Annotated in this window: 11 protein-coding genes; 1 reads left to right on the top strand and 10 read right to left on the bottom strand. The window is 59.8% G+C overall.

Annotated elements, in window-relative coordinates; translation table 11 throughout:
• Window positions 1-167 precede the first annotated feature (167 nt).
• The 4 genes from ACMHLQ_RS00125 to ACMHLQ_RS00110 form a co-directional block, all read right to left on the bottom strand.
• On the bottom strand, window positions 168-470 hold the full coding sequence (locus ACMHLQ_RS00125) for a hypothetical protein (protein WP_415400638.1): 303 nt from the start codon (window positions 468-470) through the stop codon (window positions 168-170).
• Window positions 471-504: 34 nt separating this feature from the next.
• A complete protein-coding gene (locus tag ACMHLQ_RS00120) occupies window positions 505-732 on the bottom strand; it encodes a hypothetical protein (RefSeq protein ID WP_415400637.1) in 228 nt (75 codons plus the stop codon).
• A 718-nt stretch (window positions 733-1,450) separates the two neighbouring features.
• Window positions 1,451-2,089: a hypothetical protein gene (locus ACMHLQ_RS00115; RefSeq protein ID WP_415400636.1), complete on the bottom strand. Its 639-nt coding sequence runs from the start codon at window positions 2,087-2,089 to the stop codon at window positions 1,451-1,453.
• Window positions 2,090-2,207: 118 nt separating this feature from the next.
• Entirely contained in the window at window positions 2,208-2,630 is a 423-nt protein-coding gene (locus ACMHLQ_RS00110; RefSeq protein ID WP_415400635.1) for a hypothetical protein, read from the bottom strand.
• Window positions 2,631-2,709: 79 nt separating this feature from the next.
• Here ACMHLQ_RS00110 and ACMHLQ_RS00105 point away from each other — a divergent pair, with 79 nt between their 5' ends.
• Entirely contained in the window at window positions 2,710-2,976 is a 267-nt protein-coding gene (locus ACMHLQ_RS00105) for a hypothetical protein (protein ID WP_415400634.1), read from the top strand.
• Here ACMHLQ_RS00105 and ACMHLQ_RS00100 read toward each other — a convergent pair.
• From ACMHLQ_RS00100 to ACMHLQ_RS00075, 6 genes are all read right to left on the bottom strand, one after another.
• Complete coding sequence (locus tag ACMHLQ_RS00100; protein WP_415400640.1) at window positions 2,963-3,385, bottom strand: RHS repeat-associated core domain-containing protein; 423 nt, start codon at window positions 3,383-3,385, stop codon at window positions 2,963-2,965. The two genes, ACMHLQ_RS00105 and ACMHLQ_RS00100, sit on opposite strands and share 14 nt — an antisense overlap.
• Before the next feature lie 39 nt (window positions 3,386-3,424).
• On the bottom strand, window positions 3,425-3,853 hold the full coding sequence (locus tag ACMHLQ_RS00095) for a hypothetical protein (protein WP_415400633.1): 429 nt from the start codon (window positions 3,851-3,853) through the stop codon (window positions 3,425-3,427).
• Between the two features lie 288 nt (window positions 3,854-4,141).
• On the bottom strand, window positions 4,142-4,768 hold the full coding sequence (locus ACMHLQ_RS00090) for a hypothetical protein (protein ID WP_415400632.1): 627 nt from the start codon (window positions 4,766-4,768) through the stop codon (window positions 4,142-4,144).
• 1 nt (window position 4,769) lies between these two features.
• Entirely contained in the window at window positions 4,770-14,687 is a 9,918-nt protein-coding gene (locus ACMHLQ_RS00085) for an RHS repeat-associated core domain-containing protein (RefSeq protein ID WP_415400631.1), read from the bottom strand.
• Between the two features lie 192 nt (window positions 14,688-14,879).
• Window positions 14,880-15,944 carry a ParB/RepB/Spo0J family partition protein gene (locus tag ACMHLQ_RS00080; protein WP_415400630.1) on the bottom strand — a complete coding sequence of 355 codons (1,065 nt, stop codon included), beginning with the start codon at window positions 15,942-15,944 and terminating at the stop codon, window positions 14,880-14,882.
• Complete coding sequence (locus ACMHLQ_RS00075; RefSeq protein ID WP_415400629.1) at window positions 15,941-17,224, bottom strand: AAA family ATPase; 1,284 nt, start codon at window positions 17,222-17,224, stop codon at window positions 15,941-15,943. Before ACMHLQ_RS00075 ends, ACMHLQ_RS00080 begins: the two co-directional genes overlap by 4 nt.
• Window positions 17,225-17,380: the final 156 nt, after the last annotated feature.

The raw sequence follows: 17,380 nt of genomic DNA, 5'->3' as shown, positions 1-17,380 counted from the left end.
TGCCAAGAACCCGTTTTGGTTGCAATATGAAATTGTAAACGCTGCATTAACGCGCATGTTCAGGCGTTAAGCGCAGCCCTTTTCCGGCACATGAGCCAGGACGTTTTCAAAACGGCCACCGTCATATCTGATACCGTCCAACGTGCGCGGCGTCGCGTCACTGCGCGTCAGGATTCATTCCCATGACTGCCATCATTCTCCAACACCCATCGGCCAGTGTCAGGATTGCGAATGGCTCGTCTGTTTTGAGGCAAATCCGGAACATCTTCGAAGCGCACACCGTCCTTGCCATCAAAGTGCCCAATCCCGACCATGACCCAATCCTCGCTGCCACCATGATCGGATCCGCCGCAAGAGACTATCAGATCGTCATCGTCGTCACGCATAATGAACGACAAAGGGCGCTGATCATGGAACACGTGCGTGCAACAGTAAGCAGCCGTGTTGCGCGGAACCTCAGACAGCTTCACTGCAAAGCTCCAAAATCATTCGCATCGGTTCCATTCAAACAAAAACGCGAATTGTTAGATCCTTTGCCAGTGTCACGTCACCCTCAAGGCTTGCATGGTCTTCCTGCAACTCTGTTCCAGCCCAGCTGGGTGCACGTAAATGTGCATCGCCATCGACGCGCGCCGAGCTGACAAACTCGATCAATTCATCAACGCCTTCGTTGTCCAGAATGATCTCAACCCTTTGTCCATTTTCCGACACCTCCACCGTTATCAAGGTCACCTCCAAAGCCTTTTCTTTATCTTTCCGTTCGGACCACGGCCACGGGTGTAATTTGCATCCACGTACGGGCACTCATACCCTTTCGCGTATTGCCCACCGGGATCAATGAAAAACGATCTTCCTGTCTTGGGATTAGCCCAACCTCCTCGGCCGCCCAGCGGATCTGGACCACGCCGTTCAAATCCTTTTTTGTCAAACATGTCCGCGATTTCACAGGCAGACTTGCCTTTGAACGGATGTCCCAATCCTTTCGCGTTATGCCCCCACGCCTCCAGATCACTCGCAAAATATGTGTGCGCATCGGCGATCTGCAGATTGTGTACATTGTGTGATGCCGCAGGGACATGACCACGGTACTCTCAGGGTTAACCACAGCGCGCCACGCTGCATCCTCGCAAAAAGGCACTTCAGTTAAAGAACAGTCTGATCCTTGTGCCCGCTAATGTCCCGATGCCACACGGTTCTAAAGATAAAAGCACGATAACAAATCCGATGGAAAAATGACGCTGGCAACCGGGTTTGCTCAGTCAATTTCTTGTTCAACTCGGCACCTGCACGCAGATGCCCTGCGCGTGTCGCCTTCCATGGCTGCCACTAACGCGCGAGACAGTGGTGTGGATTTACCTACCATTTCCCTTTGTTTCTGACATTGAACCGTTTTGGGTTTCCTTGTGGGAAGAACGGGTTCCGCCGCTTACACTTTCGTGGTTTTTCCGTCTCAGGATCTTGCGGTACCTTTAGCGTCAGACCCGGTCACTTCGTCGGGTACTATGATCCCAAAATCCACCTGGTTGCAAAGGAAGTCGATGGCCAGATAACGAATTGCAGAGCGTCTCGCGTGCCCAAAAACATCGTTCAGTTGAAACTCTACAACGGTTTCCGTTGACGCTAAACGCCCCACAAAATCGCGCGGAATCTCAGTGCCACAGCGCCAAACAGGCAAAACGCGAAAACCTTCATCCAGCGTTGCAGATACAGCGGTACCATCACGCAACATGATCACTTGGACAGGGCTTTCAGATGAAAGCGACGGCGAAAAACCACTGATATCCGCCAGTCGAAATTCGCCTTCCTGCGGATCAGAATCATCTTCAAAGAATTCAAAGAACCAGTTGTTCCCCTCACGCCTGACACATGCATTGACCGGCAGTCTCAAAGCGTCATCAGGCAGGTCGGGAAGGTCTTCGAAGTGGCTCAAATGCGCCATCCCCAGCCCTTCACCCGTCGAAAGTGACGAACAGGTTTCAGAGCACGCAACCAAGTAACCATCTTGCACACAGCAAATGAACGCGGCTGCGGCAATATCCTCAATGACATGAGGGCAAACCAGTGTCGTGACAGAAGGATCTCGTTCCATCTTAAGGTTTGGGTGCTCCCCGTTTCGAATTGCAAAACACACAGCAGCCCTTCAGGTTGCTGGGGTCACCGGCTCCACCGTATTTGCGCGGAATAATTTGGTCCAGGCTCAAGCTGCACTATTTACTACTCGGCAAATCGTCTATCGCGGCAACCACCTGCTCCATCTCTTCATGCGTTAGGTCTTCTTCGGACAGCCGAAAGACAAAGTCTTCAGTGCTTGCAAAAATCGGAAACCCCAGAAACCGATTGACCTTGCCCACGCCAGATAACGCGTCCGCAATGGTTTGGGCGTCGCAATTCCACTCACTGGGCACAGAACTATCAATGACTTCATATTGCTCCACGCGCGAAAAGAAGACATCGGACGGAATCTCTCTGTCCGGGATCATCAGGAAATACGTCCCATCCGCCCGAACCTCTATGCCCAGCACAGAGCATGAGAAATCAGGTCCTTCGGTGTCCTTCAGCATTTTCCAATGCCGCTTGTCGGCAGGAACACCGGCGAAAGCAGCTTCGTTCTCTGTAAGTGCGATCTTCATCGCCTAAACAGTGGTACCGGTCATGTGAACAGCGAAGTCAAATTTCTCACCTTTCCAAAGCCCATCGCCCAGTATCGGTATGGCGTATGGCGGGTTTGTTTTGGGGCAAATCTGGAACATCTTTGAAGCGCACGCCGTCCTTGCCATCAAAGTGCCCAATCCCGACCATGACCCAATCATCGCTGCCACCATGATCGGACCTGCCACAAGAGAAGATCAAATCATCGTCGTCATCGCGCATAATGAACGACAACGGGCGCTGGCCTTCGAATACGTGCGTACAACAGTAAGCAGCCGTGTTTCTGGGGCGTACAGACAACTTCATGGCATCATCAATCTACTTTAAGCTTAGGCTTGCCTTTCCCGGGAAGCTTACTCCCAAAGCCACGGTTGCATGTTCGACAAGAACAAACAATGTTGTCTGAATTGCGACCGCCACCAGCAGCATGCGGAATGTGATGGTCGAACTCGAGCGAATTTGGCGAACCAGCTCCGGGCACCAAATTCGTTCCGCAGTAACGGCATTTACATCCATCTCGTTCTAAAACGGATTTCTTGGTCGATTTTGTGGGTGTCCGTCCAGCATTATGCCCCCACGCCTCCAGATCACCCGCGGCGAAGCCCAGCGGATCGCTTTGCAGGAACCGGCCCAAGGCAGGGTCGTAGTGGCGGGCGCGATAGTAGTAGAGGCCCTTCCCGTCATCAAACTCACCGCCCGTAAACCCGCGGTCCTGCGCGGTATCCGCAAAAACCACCTCGCGTAGGAACAACGCACGTTACCACGCATGACATCTTCAAATCTGATATCGCTCAACCCGAGCGGCGTTCCGTCGCTGAGCGTCAGTGTACATGCCCGCGACGTGTAAACTGGAATGCCCAAGTTTGAATCTCGTCCGGGCTGGCAAATTCAATACGTCCAGAAGGTCTGGCAACGTCCGCTGAATCGTCTCGCTCTCACTTCCGATTTCAATGACAAAGAAGGTCCACGCCTCTGTGCTGGTAACCTCTTTTGCAACGACGCCGTGCGTTTTGCTGAACTCACGCAGCGCATCCCTATGACCCGCATACAAACCCACCAAAGGAACGACCGCATCAAGGCCCGATACCCCTGTGCCGGTTTCAAACTTCTTCACCTGGAAAAAGCCGCTACCATGCACCTGTTCGAACAGACAAATGCTTCCGTGCATCCCGTGCCTGTGCAGGTTTTCGAGATGACGCCGCATGGTTGCTCGTCTGAAATAGAGCAACTGAAGCGCAATCCTGACAGAGCGTGCAGGCCATGAAACCCACCTGAATATCTGGGACACGATTGTCAGTCGAATATTCCACTTCCGTTGCCGGCCGCAAACCCAGACGCATATCCACATGCATAGCCCGCCTTACCAGACCGCGTCTGCGGCATTGGATTGTACGGGTCTGGCGGTTTTTTGTAGCCCGGGTTAAAGCCCAAACCAAACCCTGCCAAATCAAAACAGAATTTTTGATGCAAGCTGGGTCAAGGTCAAAACCCATTATTGGAGGTTTGCGCCGTCCTTCCCTTTGTCTGGCACTAAAATCCCGAAATCCACCTGGTTGCAAAGGAAGTCGATGGCCAGATAACGAATTGCAGAGCGTCTCGCGTGCCCAAAAACATCGTTCAGTTGAAACTCTACAACGGTTTCCGTTGACGCTAAACGCCCCACAAAATCGCGCGGAATCTCAGTGCCACAGCGCCAAACAGGCAAAACGCGAAAACCTTCATCCAGCGTTGCAGATACAGCGGTACCATCACGCAACATGATCACTTGGACAGGGCTTTCAGATGAAAGCGACGGCGAAAAACCACTGATATCCGCCAGTCGAAATTCGCCTTCCTGCGGATCAGAATCATCTTCAAAGAATTCAAAGAACCAGTTGTTCCCCTCACGCCTGACACATGCATTGACCGGCAGTCTCAAAGCGTCATCAGGCAGGTCGGGAAGGTCTTCGAAGTGGCTCAAATGCGCCATCCCCAGCCCTTCACCCGTCGAAAGTGACGAACAGGTTTCAGAGCACGCAACCAAGTAACCATCTTGCACACAGCAAATGAACGCAGCTTTCCTCATATCCTCGATGACATGAGGACACACCAGTGTCGTATCAGAAGGATCTCGTTCCATCTTAGGGTTTGGGCGCTCCCCGTTTCGAGTTGCACGACACACAGCAGCCCTTCAGGTTGCTGGGGTCGTCAGATCCACCGTATTTGCGCGGAATAATGTGATCCAAGCTAAAACGGTCTTTTCTCGGGCCCGTACGAGGCCCTTTGAATACTGTTTTGATCCCGCAGTAAGCGCAAACACCGCCACATTCGTCATAGATCCGCTTTCTGTGCTTGCTCCAAGAAGCATTGTGGCCCCACGCCTCCAAGTCACCTGCAAAGTACGTGTGCGCATCCGCTACCTCCAGATTGTGCACTTTGTGCGGTGCACTATGAACGCGGACCGCAACGACCGTCAGAGGCTCCAAGTTCGCATCCCGAATTGAGTCCCCCGGAGAAACCTTACCGGCCGTGACCCACCCCTCCCCAGACACAAAGAGCGGGTGCTCTGATGTGACGCCAAGTTTCGATGTCTCGCCTTGTGCATTTTCGAGCGTCAACCACAGCGCCCCAGGCGAGGTCCGTGACATCAACGCAGTGATCGGGAACACCCCAGTTTGGCCAGTCTCTTCGTTGCGGGCAACGACCAGATCGCCTTCGCGCAGCGTCTCGATCGCAACGCGCCCTTGCGGTGTCAGGACCTCTGTTCCAGCAACAAAGGACGCGAGACCACCCGCGCCGGGACCACCGCCACCCGGACATTTACACTTGGGCGCACGGAAGCCTGTCTTGCACTTACCAGCCGGGAAAAAGTTACCTTGCCCAACCTGTTTGCCTTTCAGCAATTCCTTGCCGACCGCCGCCAAAGCCGTGCCGACCTTGCGTGACAAGCAAACAGCCCCTTTGCGCACTGTCGCAACAGACCGCACAGCCAATCCAGCGGCACCAGCCGTAAGCGTCGTTTTCTCCGCCGTCGGGCTCAACCCGCTCGGGTCCGTCCAGTTCTGCGGGTCGTTCCAGGTGTAGGCATAGAGGTTCAGATCGCCCGCCGCGAACCCCAGCGGATCGGATTGCAGGAACCGGCCCAGGGCAGGGTCGTAATGGCGGGCGCGGTAGTAGTAGAGGCCCGTTTCCCCATCCAGTTCACGCCCCGTGAACCCGCGGTCCTGCACCGTGTCCTCGAACACCACCTCGCGCTGCCCAAAAGCGTCATAGCGATAGCGTGCGGCCAGGGCCCCGGTCGTCTGGTTCGTCACTGCGATGATCGAACCCTGACGGTCGGCATGCAGGTCAAACACCGTGCCCGCACCGACGGTGCTGTCGGTCGCATATTCTTCGTAGCCCACCGGCTCGTCCAAATACTGGCCGTGCAGCCAGCGCTTGCGCAGCACTCCGTCCTCAAAGTCCAGCAGCCGGTCATGGCCCACGATGTCATCCACCGTGCCCACGTCATAGACATAGGCCTCGGTCACACCACCCACGGTCTTGGCGATCCGGCGGCCCAGGGCATCATAGGCATACGCCGCCACAGCCACCCCGTCATCGGCCACCGCAATCAGCTGGTTGATGGAATCGTAGGCATAGCTGCGCACCACGCCCGTGCCCTTGTCGGTGCGGGTGATGCGGTTGCCCTTTTCGTCATAGCCGTAGGTGTAAAGGTCATCCTCCAGCATGCGGTTGTGATCATCGACCACATAGGCCGCAGACAGGTGCGAGGCGGTACGGTTGCCCTGTGCGTCATAGGCGTAATCCTCGACCGGCAGCGGCGTGCCCCCCTGCCCTGTCGGTATGCCCTCGCTGACCATGGTCAGGCGGTCGCTGTCGTCATAGCTGAATGTGGTGGACAGGGCCGGCGCTATCAGATCCTCATTCAGGCTGATCTGCCCGTCATCCAGATAGGCATGCCCCGACCGTGCAATGGCGACGCTGTCCTGGAAATGCTCCAGCATGCTCAGCCGGTCCTCGGCATAGGCGGCCTGCGTGTTGCGGCCCGTGGCATTGGCCAGCACTGTCCGACGGCCCGCCGGATCGTAATCCATCGAATGCGCGCCACCCCATGGGGCGGTCAGGGTCTCGACCCGGCTGCGCTCGTCAAAGCCATAGGCCCATGTGCCCCCCAGACTGTCCGCCAGGGTCTGCCGCTCGTTGCGCGCGTTGTAGGCATAGGTCAGCGTGATCGCGGGCTGCGGACCCACCGTGCCATCGGTGGTGACCGTCTCCAGCCGGTTGCGGCTGTCATAGGTCATGCTCACACGGCTGTCATTGTCCACCGCCTCGACCAGGTTGTTTTCCGGGTCATAGGCATAGGTGTAGGTGTTGTCCGGCGTCACGACCTCGGTCCGCCGCGACAGCCCGTCATACGTGGCCGTCTCGACCGAGCCTTCCTCGCGGGTGATGCGGATCAGGTTGTCGCGCTGGTCAAAGGCCATCGCGATGGTTTGCGCGATAGGATTGGTGCGGGTGCGGGGCCGGTCGAACACGTCATATGTGAACTGGGTGATGTTGTTGCGCCCATCCGTCACGCGGGCCACGTTGTCACGCACATCGTATTGATAGGTCGCCGTGTTCCCCACCGCATCGCGGGTAAAGGTGATGCGGCCAACCGCATCAAATTCCCAGATCTCCTCATGCCCCTCGGCATCGATCTCGGAAATCAGCTCGTCTGCATCATTGTAGCCATAGGTGGTCGTGCCATAGCCCGGCACGCTGGCCTGAACCTGACGGTTCTTGTCATCATAGACGAACTCGGTGCGCAGGCCCGTCTCGTCCACCATGGCCACCAGGTTTCCGAAGTCATCGTATTCACTGAACATCTTGCCATCGATGGACGTGCCTGTGCCGTCCAGCGTCTCTTCGGAAATGACCCGATCCCGCCCGTCATAGTCACGCACGACGGTGCGCTGCTCGGGCAGGCCCACGGCCTCGGTCCGGGTCAGCACATTGCCGCTGTCATCATAGGTCATGGTAACGCGCGACAGATCCGGCAGGATCATCTCCGCGACATTGTTCTCAGCGTTGTAGAGGTACTCGGTCCGGTTCCCGCGCTTGTCCACCTCGGCCGATTTCAGCCCCAGCAGGTTGTACTCATAGACCATGACGCCGCCCTCGGGGTCGGTCATGGCCGTCATCTCGCCAAACGCGTTGTAGGTGTAGGTGGTGGTGACCCCGTCATAATCAACGAACTCGGTCACGCGGCTGAATTCAGGCTCGTAGGTCCAGCGGCGTTCGCGCGCGATCGTGCTGTTGATGGCATTCACCTGACGGACCAGATTGCCCCGGTCGTCATAGAACATCTCGTCACGCAGCCGGAAGGCGCCGGGCGTGGCCACGGCCCCGCTCTGGGCATGGGCCGCCCCGAACAGCCAGGAGGACGGCAAGGCCGCCTGCTGGCCCTCCAGCGGATCGCTATCCGAGGGACGCTCGACCGCAACGACCAGATTGTCGGCGTTGCGGGTAAAGGTGGTCACACGGCTCAGCGGATCGACGGTTTCGATGATCGCGCCAAACTCGTTCACACGTACCGTGCTCGAATTGCCCTTCTCGTCGATATGCACGGCCAGACGGTCTTCGGGCGCGACATAGGCCAGCGGGTCACCCCCGCCCAAACCATCCAGGCCCAGCGAGGCCGCCGCCTGGTTGGCGATAGAGGATCCATCGGGATAGATCGTCCCGGCATAGCTGCCGCCCGGCGCATAGGAATGGGTGGTCTCGTTCCCGCGCTCATCCGTGACGGCGACCATGCGGCCCTCGTCATCATAGCGGTAGCGCATCGCGGTCCCATCAGGATAGGCCGCACGCTCAAGCGCGCCAGCACTGTCAAAGGTCAGCACCGTCTGACGGCCATCCGGATAGGTGATGGACTCCACCCGCCCCTCGGCGGTGTAGGCCATCGTCATGGTCCCACCGTTCTGGTCGGTGATCGAGGTCAGCCGCCCCTGATCGTCATAGGTAAAGCTGCGAGCATTGCCGCGCGGATCCGCTTCGGACAGTTGCAAGCCATTGGCATCAAACAGCACCACGGTGCCGTCCTTGTAACGACGCTCCCAACCGCCACCCGGCAGGGCCGTCAGCTCGGAAAACTCGCCATCGGTGGCAACCAGCGGCCCGTCCACGCTGGGGCGGGAAAAGTCGATTGTCACGCTGCCATCGGCCCCGGGCTGCATCGACACCAGGTCCAATGCGCCATCCCCGTCCATGTCGCGCACGACAAAATTGCCTGAAATGGGGTGATCAATCTCGGCCCGCTCGATCGGGGCAAAGGCCCCCGACCCAAGCGAGCGATACAGGTTCAGCTCGACCGAGGAATGCAGGATATCCTCACGCCCGTCGCCATTGACGTCACGCAGGAAAAACTCGCCGCCATCAATCGTGCCGGGTGGCAGCGGGATGGTCACCGGCGCGCCAAAGCTGCGGCCGTCGATGTTGGGATAGTACACGAACCCGCTGCGCAGGGTGGTAAAGACCTCCTTGAGGCCGTCGCCGTCCACATCGCTCAGGCCCAGCTTTTCGCCCAGCAGGAAATACCCGTTATTGGCAAGGTTCGTGGTGACGATGTCAAAATCACGCCCCCCCGCACCAAAGGCAAAGTGGATGCCGCGCTCGGTCCGCATCGCGATGTCGATACGCCCGTCGCCATCAATGTCGTCCGGCACCAGTTGCAGCGGCGCAACCCAGCGCTGGATGCCGCCCTCGCTCGGGCCACCGAGCGATATGTCCTGAAACCCGTCCGGCCCGCCGAAAAAGGCGCGGAATTCCGGGCGCTGCACGAAAAAGCCCGTGGTGGCGCCATAGATGATATCCTCGAACCCGTCCTCATCCAGATCGGCCACGGTCAGATAGCGCGCCTCTTGCGGCACAAAAAGCTGACGCTGCTGGAAGTTCGCCGTGCCATCGCCATCCAGCACGCCAATCTGCGTGTCCAGCTGCGCGGCAAAGGGAATATCGACCAGCCCGTCACCATTGAAATCAATGCTCACCAGCGAGGTGATATCGGGCTTGGGATCAGGATCGCTCGATCCGTCGGGACGGCGCGGGCCCACCACGTCAAAGCTGCGCAAGACGTCAAAGGCGCGATCATCGAAATTGCGGATGATGGTGATGTCACCGGGGCCGGATTCCGCCACGGTCACGTCCAGCGCGCCGTCATTGTCGAAATCATCTACCGCCAGCGAAATCGGATACTCCGCCGGGATCACAATCGCCTCGTCATCAAAGGTGGTAAAGTCGTTTTCGGGGGCAAAGCTGGTCGCGGTGTCGTCGTCCAGAATGGTGATCGACCCGTCATCCTGCTGGATCAGGCGCTGCAAACCGTCCACCGCCCAGCCGGTGCCGAACTCGCTTTGGGTGCGGGCCTGCAGGATGGTCTCGCCCTGGGTGGTGGCAACGACCTTCGAACAGGCATAGCGCGCGCGGCTTTGCAGGCTGTAGGAATAGCGACCCTGATCCAGACCGCTTGTGTCGATCCGCGCCGACTGGCGCAGCGACACGGCCTCGCCCACCACCGCAGGCGTGTCACCATTTGCCGCCAGCCGCGGGTTCCATGCGGGCACATCCGTCACGGTCAACCCGCCCAGACCCACAACGCTGTCGATCCGCTCGGGCAAGCCCGCCGTCTGCGCAATTGTCACGTCTCCGGCCACGATCACGGACGGGTCGGCATTGGCCGAGTTATAGCTCAGCACCATGCTTTGAGCCTGGTCAAAGGCCTGGTAATCCACCAGATCAAAGGTCGATTGCAGGTTGCCGTCGAACATGTTGAGGCTGCGCATGCCCGATGGCTGATCCGCAGAAACACTCAGACGCGGCGATTGCGGCAGGAATGCAAACAGTGCACTGCCATCACCCAGCGGCACATCCGGCGCAGACAGGCGTGTGCCCCCATCCACCACATCGCCCCGCGCGGTGGGGGTAAAGCGGGCAAAGCCCGACTTCAACTGCCACAGGATCGCCTCTGCCCCACCGGGCAGGGCATCGACATTGGGCGCACTGATGGCGATGGGCTGCGTGAACAGCGCACCGGGCGCATCCAGCGCATAGATCTGGCAGGCCTCGACCCCGTCATTGAAACCGGGATGTTCGAACAGTTGCGGCAGACTGCCAAGGCAGATGTCGCCCGCATAGGGCGCGCCGCCAAAGTCGGTCACCGAATCCGCAGGCACCTCGACCGTCACACCCGATTGTGCACCTGTCAGCACGGTGGCCACACCGGCCACAACCGGGGCACAGCCGTCATCCAGTCGCGTCAGCAGGATCGCCTTGGGCAGATCGCGGGCCTGGTTGTCCTCGATCCGCACCGCGCGGCTTTCGGTGGAATAGGCCACGGGGTTCGCGCCATTGTTGGGGGTCACCACAACCACATCCGTCCCACCGGCCAGGCCGCCAATCTCGAACCGGCCATCGGCATCCGTGACCGTGCTCAGCGCCGCACTTGTCAGCGCCACGGTCGCACCCACCACGGGGGTTTCCGTGCCTTGGGCAAAGTCCTGTGCATCCAGCACCCGACCCGCGATCGAGGTTTGCCCGGCATCCGCAGGCAACACGGTGATCGCAACCTCGGCCGTGTCGGTCAGCACACCATCGGTCACGCCCAGGGTCAGGGCATAGGTCTGCTCCTGCCCGGCCACAGGCTCAAAGGTCAGCATGCCCGTCGAGGCATCCAGCGACATGCCGGCAGGCAGCGGCAAGGGCTGCACAAAGTAACTGATCGGCGTCCCGTTGGGGTCCATCGCATCCAGTTGCAGACGCAGGGTCAGGCCGACTTCGACGGTGTATTCAGGCTCTAACAGGGCCAAAATGGGCGCCGTGTTGGACGACAGCACCGTCACCGCACGGGTCACAGTCGTCTGCACGTCGCCGTCATCGACGCTCAGCGCAAAGACGTAGTCGCCCGCACGATCCGGGGTAAAGGTCGCATCGCGCGGCGTTGCCCCCGCCTCGATCACCGCACTTGACCCGGTCGGGGCCGACTGCACCGCAAACCCGAAGGTCAGCGCATCGCCATCGGGATCAGAGGATGCCGCCGCCGACAGGGCAAAAGCCACCCCTTCCACGGCCTCGTCCGGGCCATCCAGCACCGCAACCGGCGCGCGGTTGGGCACATCAAGGGCCAGGGTCGCAGGCGCCGACTGCGCCAACCCGTCCGAGACCGACAGCGCAAAGGCATAGGCCCCGCGCACATCCGGCACGAATGTCGCCACAGCCCCGAACGGATCGGGGATGTTTGCCGTGCTGCCAGCAGGGCGGTCCGTGATCACCCAGTTGAAGGTCAGCGCATCGCCATCCGCATCAAAAGACGCACTGCCATCCAGCGCCGCCACCTCGCCCACAAAGACGCTGGCAGGCCCGCTCGCCACCGCAACGGGGGCCGAATTCACAACCTCGACAGCCAGCACAGCAGGCACCGCCGCCACCTGCCCGTCAAAGGCTTCGATCTGGATCAGGTACAGGCCCACACGATCAGGTGCGAAGGCGAAACTGTCCGCCTCCAGCCGCGCAGCACCGGCAGCGCCTGCGGTCGCGGCACTGCCCTCGGGGCGGAAAAGGATCGACCAGGCAAAATCCAGCGGATCACCGTTCAAATCAATCGCGTAATCCGCACCGTTCAGCGTCAACGGTGCACCCACCGTCGTGGACAGTCGCGCCGCAGAGACCAAACGCGGGCGGGCATTGTCCGCCTCGACCACAACCGTGCCGGGGCGCGAAATACCATCGGCATCGCCCACAACCAGTTGCACCGCACTTGGCGCGCGGCTGCCATCCATCCGTTCGGGCAAGGTCAGCCCGGTCGTGATGGCCGCCGCATCCCCCAACACGGCCGACGCACCAACATCGCTCAGGCCCAGAACGGACCAGGCCACATCCGCATCCACGGGCCGCGAGGCAAAACCATCCAGCTGCGCAATCCCCGACGCACTGGCCACAAGATCAGGCCCCGCATCCGCGAATGGCAGCGCCGGATCAACACGGATGACACGCGTGACAGGCAGGCTCGCGGCATCCGAATCTTCGACCTGGAGTTGAACAACATAGGTCCCGGCGGCATCGACAGACAGGGAGGCAAAGGGCCCGCCCTCCGACACCGTGATAGCCGCTGCGCTGCCCGCAGGCGCATGCAACAGCGCCCAGTCGTAACTCAGCAGATCGCCGTCCAGATCATAGCTTTGGCTGCCATCCAGCGACAGGACTCCACCGACGGTCACAACCTCGTCCGTATCAATCTGTGCCACCGGCCGCACACCCGTGCCGACGCGGATCAGGGTGGGACGGGTATCACCCCCCTGCCCGTCCGTCACCTGTGCGGCCACCAGATAATCACCCGCAACATCCGGGGTCAGCCGCCCGATCCCATCGGCCCCCGGCACCACTGCCGCGCTGCTGCCATCGGGCGCATGGGCCAGAACGTAATCGGCCTGCAACCCATCGCCATCCAGGTCCGAACTGCGCCGTGCATCCAGCGCAACACCGGCCCCAATCTGGGCCAGCCGTTCATCAAACACTACATGCCCGACGGGCGCGATCTGACGGCCAGACTCTACCACCGGGGCCGCCTCTCCCTCGTAGAAATCGGCGCTCTTGCGCAGCAGTTGCGACCGGCTCAATCCCCGCCCGATGACATTGCGCAGGGTGATTGACCCGCGCCCCTCACCAAAGGTGAATGTCAGGTCCTTCACATGCGGGTTGGGCGAAATCAGCGCATCCGTTTCGCTGTCACCATCATGTTCGATGTAATGGACAAAGTGCAGGAACTGGCGGCGCGTCGACAGGTCAAAGCCACGGCCATTGAACTCGAACCAGAGGGTATCAAAGCTGTGCTCGCGTCCCGAATTCACGTCGAAATCGGTGATCTCCAGATCCTCGAACGGGGCCGTCTGAACGTTGCCAAGGTCAAAGGTGACGCGTGCCGAACCGTCATTGGGCAAGGTGCGATCAATCTCGCGCGGAAAGGTATCCACGACGCCGCAGTAATCCACGCTGCGCGACCGCAATGCCTGGCGCGACAGATCGCGGCCCACCACATCGCGCAGGGTCACACCGCCCCGCCCTGCCCCAAAGGAAAACGTCAGGTCTTTGACATGCGCATTCTGGTTGATCAGCGCGTCGGTGTCCCGGTCGCCATCATGTTCGATGAACCGGGTGAAGTGCAGAAAATCCCACTTGCTCGACAGGCTGTAGCTTTGCCCGGCAAAGACAAAATCAAGCCGGTCGAACGTGTGTTCATTGCCGCGATCCACATCGAACAGCGGAATCTCGTATTCAATCGCGGGCCCGTTTGACACGTCGCCCAGATCGTACACGGTGCGTTCATCGGCCGGACGGGTCAGCACCTGATCAAACGCCACCCGGCAGCGCGCGGGATCAAGGGCGGTCGCCGCACTCAGAACCACCTCATAGGTCGCGGTGGTCGAGGCATTGCCGGCCGTGTCCGTCACCGTCAGGCCCAGGCGAAACGCCCCCTCGCCCGCCAGTTCCACATCCGTGAGGGGCGATGCAGGATCGGCAAATGTGACCGTTCCCGCATCGGGTGTCTCGACCGCGGACCAGGCATATTGCAACCGGTCGCCATCAATGTCGTAGCTGTCCGTCCCATCCAGGATCAGGCGGCCATCAGGGTCGGCAAAGCTGCGCCCGGCAATGCGGGCCACGGGCGGCAGATTGTCGGTGCCGAAGGCCACGGTGGCCGTGCCCGCACTTGCACCCGTGGTCTGGTCCGTCAGTTCAACCCGCGCGAGGTATGTGCCCGGCACATCGACCAGAACCTGCGGGCGCAGTGCTTGCGGATCAGAGAATGTGGCAACACTTGCCGCCGGGCGGTCGAGCCATGTCCAGGCCACATCGACAAGGCCCGTCGCCCCGCCCAACGCGCGGCTTGCATCCAGGGTGACGGTCTGTCCGGTCTCTGCCGTTATGGGTGTGAGGCTGAGCTCTTGGGTCTGCGCCGTAGCAAAGATTGGCGCCGCACAAAGCATAAGGGCGGCCGCAAGCCGTTTTATCATCATCACCATCCCGATCCCTTTTTGGGTCTTTGCCCTATCGGTATCCGGGAAAGTACACGCCTGACAAGAATTTATTGATGCGCTTTAACGTCAGCCCACAGCTATAGGCGGCAGAAAAATCTGTAATACATTGATAAAAAACATTTTTTCGCTGGTTACCCGTGGGTACCCATGCACCAGGGCCGGTTACCCACGGGTAACTCAGCGCACGCGCGGTCCGCCGGACAGTGCATCTTCAAACGCTTTGACCGCCTCTTCCAACACGCTTTTTGGTGTGCCTGCAAAATCCCGATCACTCACGATCCGCAGCTCTCCATCCCGCGCGGTGACTTTGGTCTTGCCCAGAAAGAACTCGAACTTTTGCTTGGGCTCCGGCCCGCGCCGTTCGTCGCTCGATCCGCGCTTTGCGCCCTCCAAAAACTCGGCCAGAACCTGCGCTTGCGCCTGTTCCGATGTGCAGGGTGCCAACAGGGCGCGCAACGCACCCGCCTGCTCTTCCGACTTGATCGCGCGGGCGACATCCACCCCGAGGTTGCGCGCCACGGCCTTGGGCCATTTCAGATCATCGCCCAGGGCGACAAGCAGAAAAACAAAGCTGCGGATGTAAGAGCGTTTGGTCTTGTGCAGCGCACCGTAAAGACGCGCAACCAGTTCCGACGGATCGGTTTCAGGCACCTGCGGATCGCGCGCGGCGGTGATGGCCACCTGCGCCATCTCGGCAAAGGTCAGATCCTCGCGCACCACGTTTTCTTCGACCATATCGACATAACGCAGAACACGATCCGCCTCGCCTATCTCGACCCGGGCTGTCACAGTGGCAAAGCGTGCATCGCCGGACTCCGACAAAAGCTGGCGCAGCGCAGTCAACCGCCGCCAACCTTTCTTGAGTTGGTAGCGCCCGTCGTTGGCCAGATAGACCTCGATCGGCTCTTTTTGGCCGCGCGCCTGGATCGAGGATTTCAGCTCCTCCATCTCATCCGCGACGGCAACGGAGTCGAGGTCCATCCGGTCGCGGGGCAGATCGTCGGTCAGGACTTCGGTCAAGGGGATGTCGATCAGCAGTCGGCCATCCTCCTGCGCGTCGCGATACTTGCGCGCGTCTTCGGCGTTGCGGCGGCGCTGTTCGACCTTGGCTTCGGTTGTTTCCTGCAAGGTCTCTGCCGTGTCGCGCACGGCAGCGCCCATGGGACCGGGCGAGCGGCTGCGGCGGGGGGCTGGGGTTTCCGTCTCGACGGGGGCAAATCCGAACTTGTTGTTCCCGGTCATTCAGCTGCCTCCTTGCTGGCATCCAGGCCGGCCCATGCGTCGAGGACCGTGCCCTTGAACTCATCATAAGCGCGATCAAAACTTTGCCGCGCACGCTTCCAGGTTTCGCGGGTCATGTGCCGATAGTCCTGTTCATAGACCGACATCTGGAACCGCCCCGACTGTTCGACAGCGCGGGTCATTTCAATCGGGTGCTGGCACACGTCCGAGCCGAACACGTTGCGGAACGCGTCCATCATCGCGATGTGAAGGGGGTTCGTGCTTTCGAAACGGGTCATGAGCATCCGGATGTCAGCGAAGTCTTTCGGAAGGGTTATGCCAGCGTCCGCTGCATGCGACGCAAACCCTTCTGAGATGTCGGCCATCGCATCGCCCAACTGGCCCAGATAGCTGGTCGTGCTGTCATATTCCCAATAGCCCGGACCGGAGGGTATATAGAGAATGTCGGCGGCAAAAGCTGCGTTTAGAGACTGATATCCGATGGCGGGCGGGCAATCGAACAGGATGATGTCATATTGATCGTCCGGCAACTCGTCGAGGTAGCGCGCGACACATCCAAAAAAGCTCCATGCCTTGTGCAGGGCGCGGTATTGGGCCGAAGCGAATTCGACAAAGGCAGCGTTGGCGCAAGAGGGGATGATGTCGATGGTGGACCAGCAGGTCGGCTGAATGAAGTCCTGGACCCGCTGTGCGCCGATGGAGCGAACATCGTCGGGCAGTTCCTCGGACGAGGGGAAGGGGCAGTCATCGGGATCGTCATAGCCATCCATGATGCGATCCGCCTCGCGGCACAGATCGCGGCACATGATGCCCCAGACGGTGTTCCATTCGCGCACCTCGGTCAGCCCCATGGAGTGGGTCAGCGTGGCCTGCGGATCGAAGTCGACAATCAGAACGCGGTAGCCATCAAGTGCCGCGGCATGCGCGAGGTGCTGCGCAACGACGGTCTTGCCCACGCCCCCCTTGAAGTTGGAGACGGCCACGCGCATCGCGCGGCCACGCGGACGGGTGGGCAGCAAGGTGCGCCCACGAAAGCGCAGGCGGCGACGCAATTCGTTGATCTCATCCAGAGAGAACCAGCGCTGTCGCCCGTCCTCTTGTGTTTCTCCCTGGGGCAGGGAAGGATCCTCGGCCAGTTTCTTGCGCAACGTGTCTGCGGGGACGTCGAACATGAACTGGCTGATCTCCCAGATCGAGAAATGGCGCAGCTCTTTCACCTCGCCCGGAGAGAAGGTGGCCTTGCGCACGGCGGCCTGCTGGGCAAGGCTGCGTTCATTCATGTTGAGAAGGTCGGAATGGTTGGGCACTGCATCGCTCGCGTTATTTTTTGATGTTTTCCGAATAACGGGATTTCGGGAAAATCGCAAAACAAAACTTTGCAGGATTGCTGGTCGGCAAAGTCCTGATCACGCCCTTCGATCAGCCAGGTATGGGTA

Origin of the sequence: Tateyamaria algicola (genome assembly GCF_047715485.1) — a bacterium.
In the GTDB taxonomy this organism is placed as follows: Bacteria; Pseudomonadota; Alphaproteobacteria; order Rhodobacterales; family Rhodobacteraceae; genus Tateyamaria.
Note: the sequence above shows the minus strand (reverse complement) of the source record. Positions and strands in the feature narration are given on the sequence as shown.

What these genes read in the sequence shown, in the direction of transcription:
- ACMHLQ_RS00115 (WP_415400636.1), bottom strand. Translation starts at nt 2,089, where the DNA reads ATGGAACGAGATCCTTCTGTCACGACACTGGTTTGCCCTCATGTCATT.
- ACMHLQ_RS00110 (WP_415400635.1), bottom strand. Translation starts at nt 2,630, where the DNA reads ATGAAGATCGCACTTACAGAGAACGAAGCTGCTTTCGCCGGTGTTCCT.
- ACMHLQ_RS00105 (WP_415400634.1), top strand. Translation starts at nt 2,710, where the DNA reads ATGGCGTATGGCGGGTTTGTTTTGGGGCAAATCTGGAACATCTTTGAA.
- ACMHLQ_RS00095 (WP_415400633.1), bottom strand. Translation starts at nt 3,853, where the DNA reads ATGCGGCGTCATCTCGAAAACCTGCACAGGCACGGGATGCACGGAAGC.
- ACMHLQ_RS00090 (WP_415400632.1), bottom strand. Translation starts at nt 4,768, where the DNA reads ATGGAACGAGATCCTTCTGATACGACACTGGTGTGTCCTCATGTCATC.
- ACMHLQ_RS00085 (WP_415400631.1), bottom strand. Translation starts at nt 14,687, where the DNA reads ATGGTGATGATGATAAAACGGCTTGCGGCCGCCCTTATGCTTTGTGCG.
- ACMHLQ_RS00080 (WP_415400630.1), bottom strand. Translation starts at nt 15,944, where the DNA reads ATGACCGGGAACAACAAGTTCGGATTTGCCCCCGTCGAGACGGAAACC.
- ACMHLQ_RS00075 (WP_415400629.1), bottom strand. Translation starts at nt 17,224, where the DNA reads ATGAATGAACGCAGCCTTGCCCAGCAGGCCGCCGTGCGCAAGGCCACC.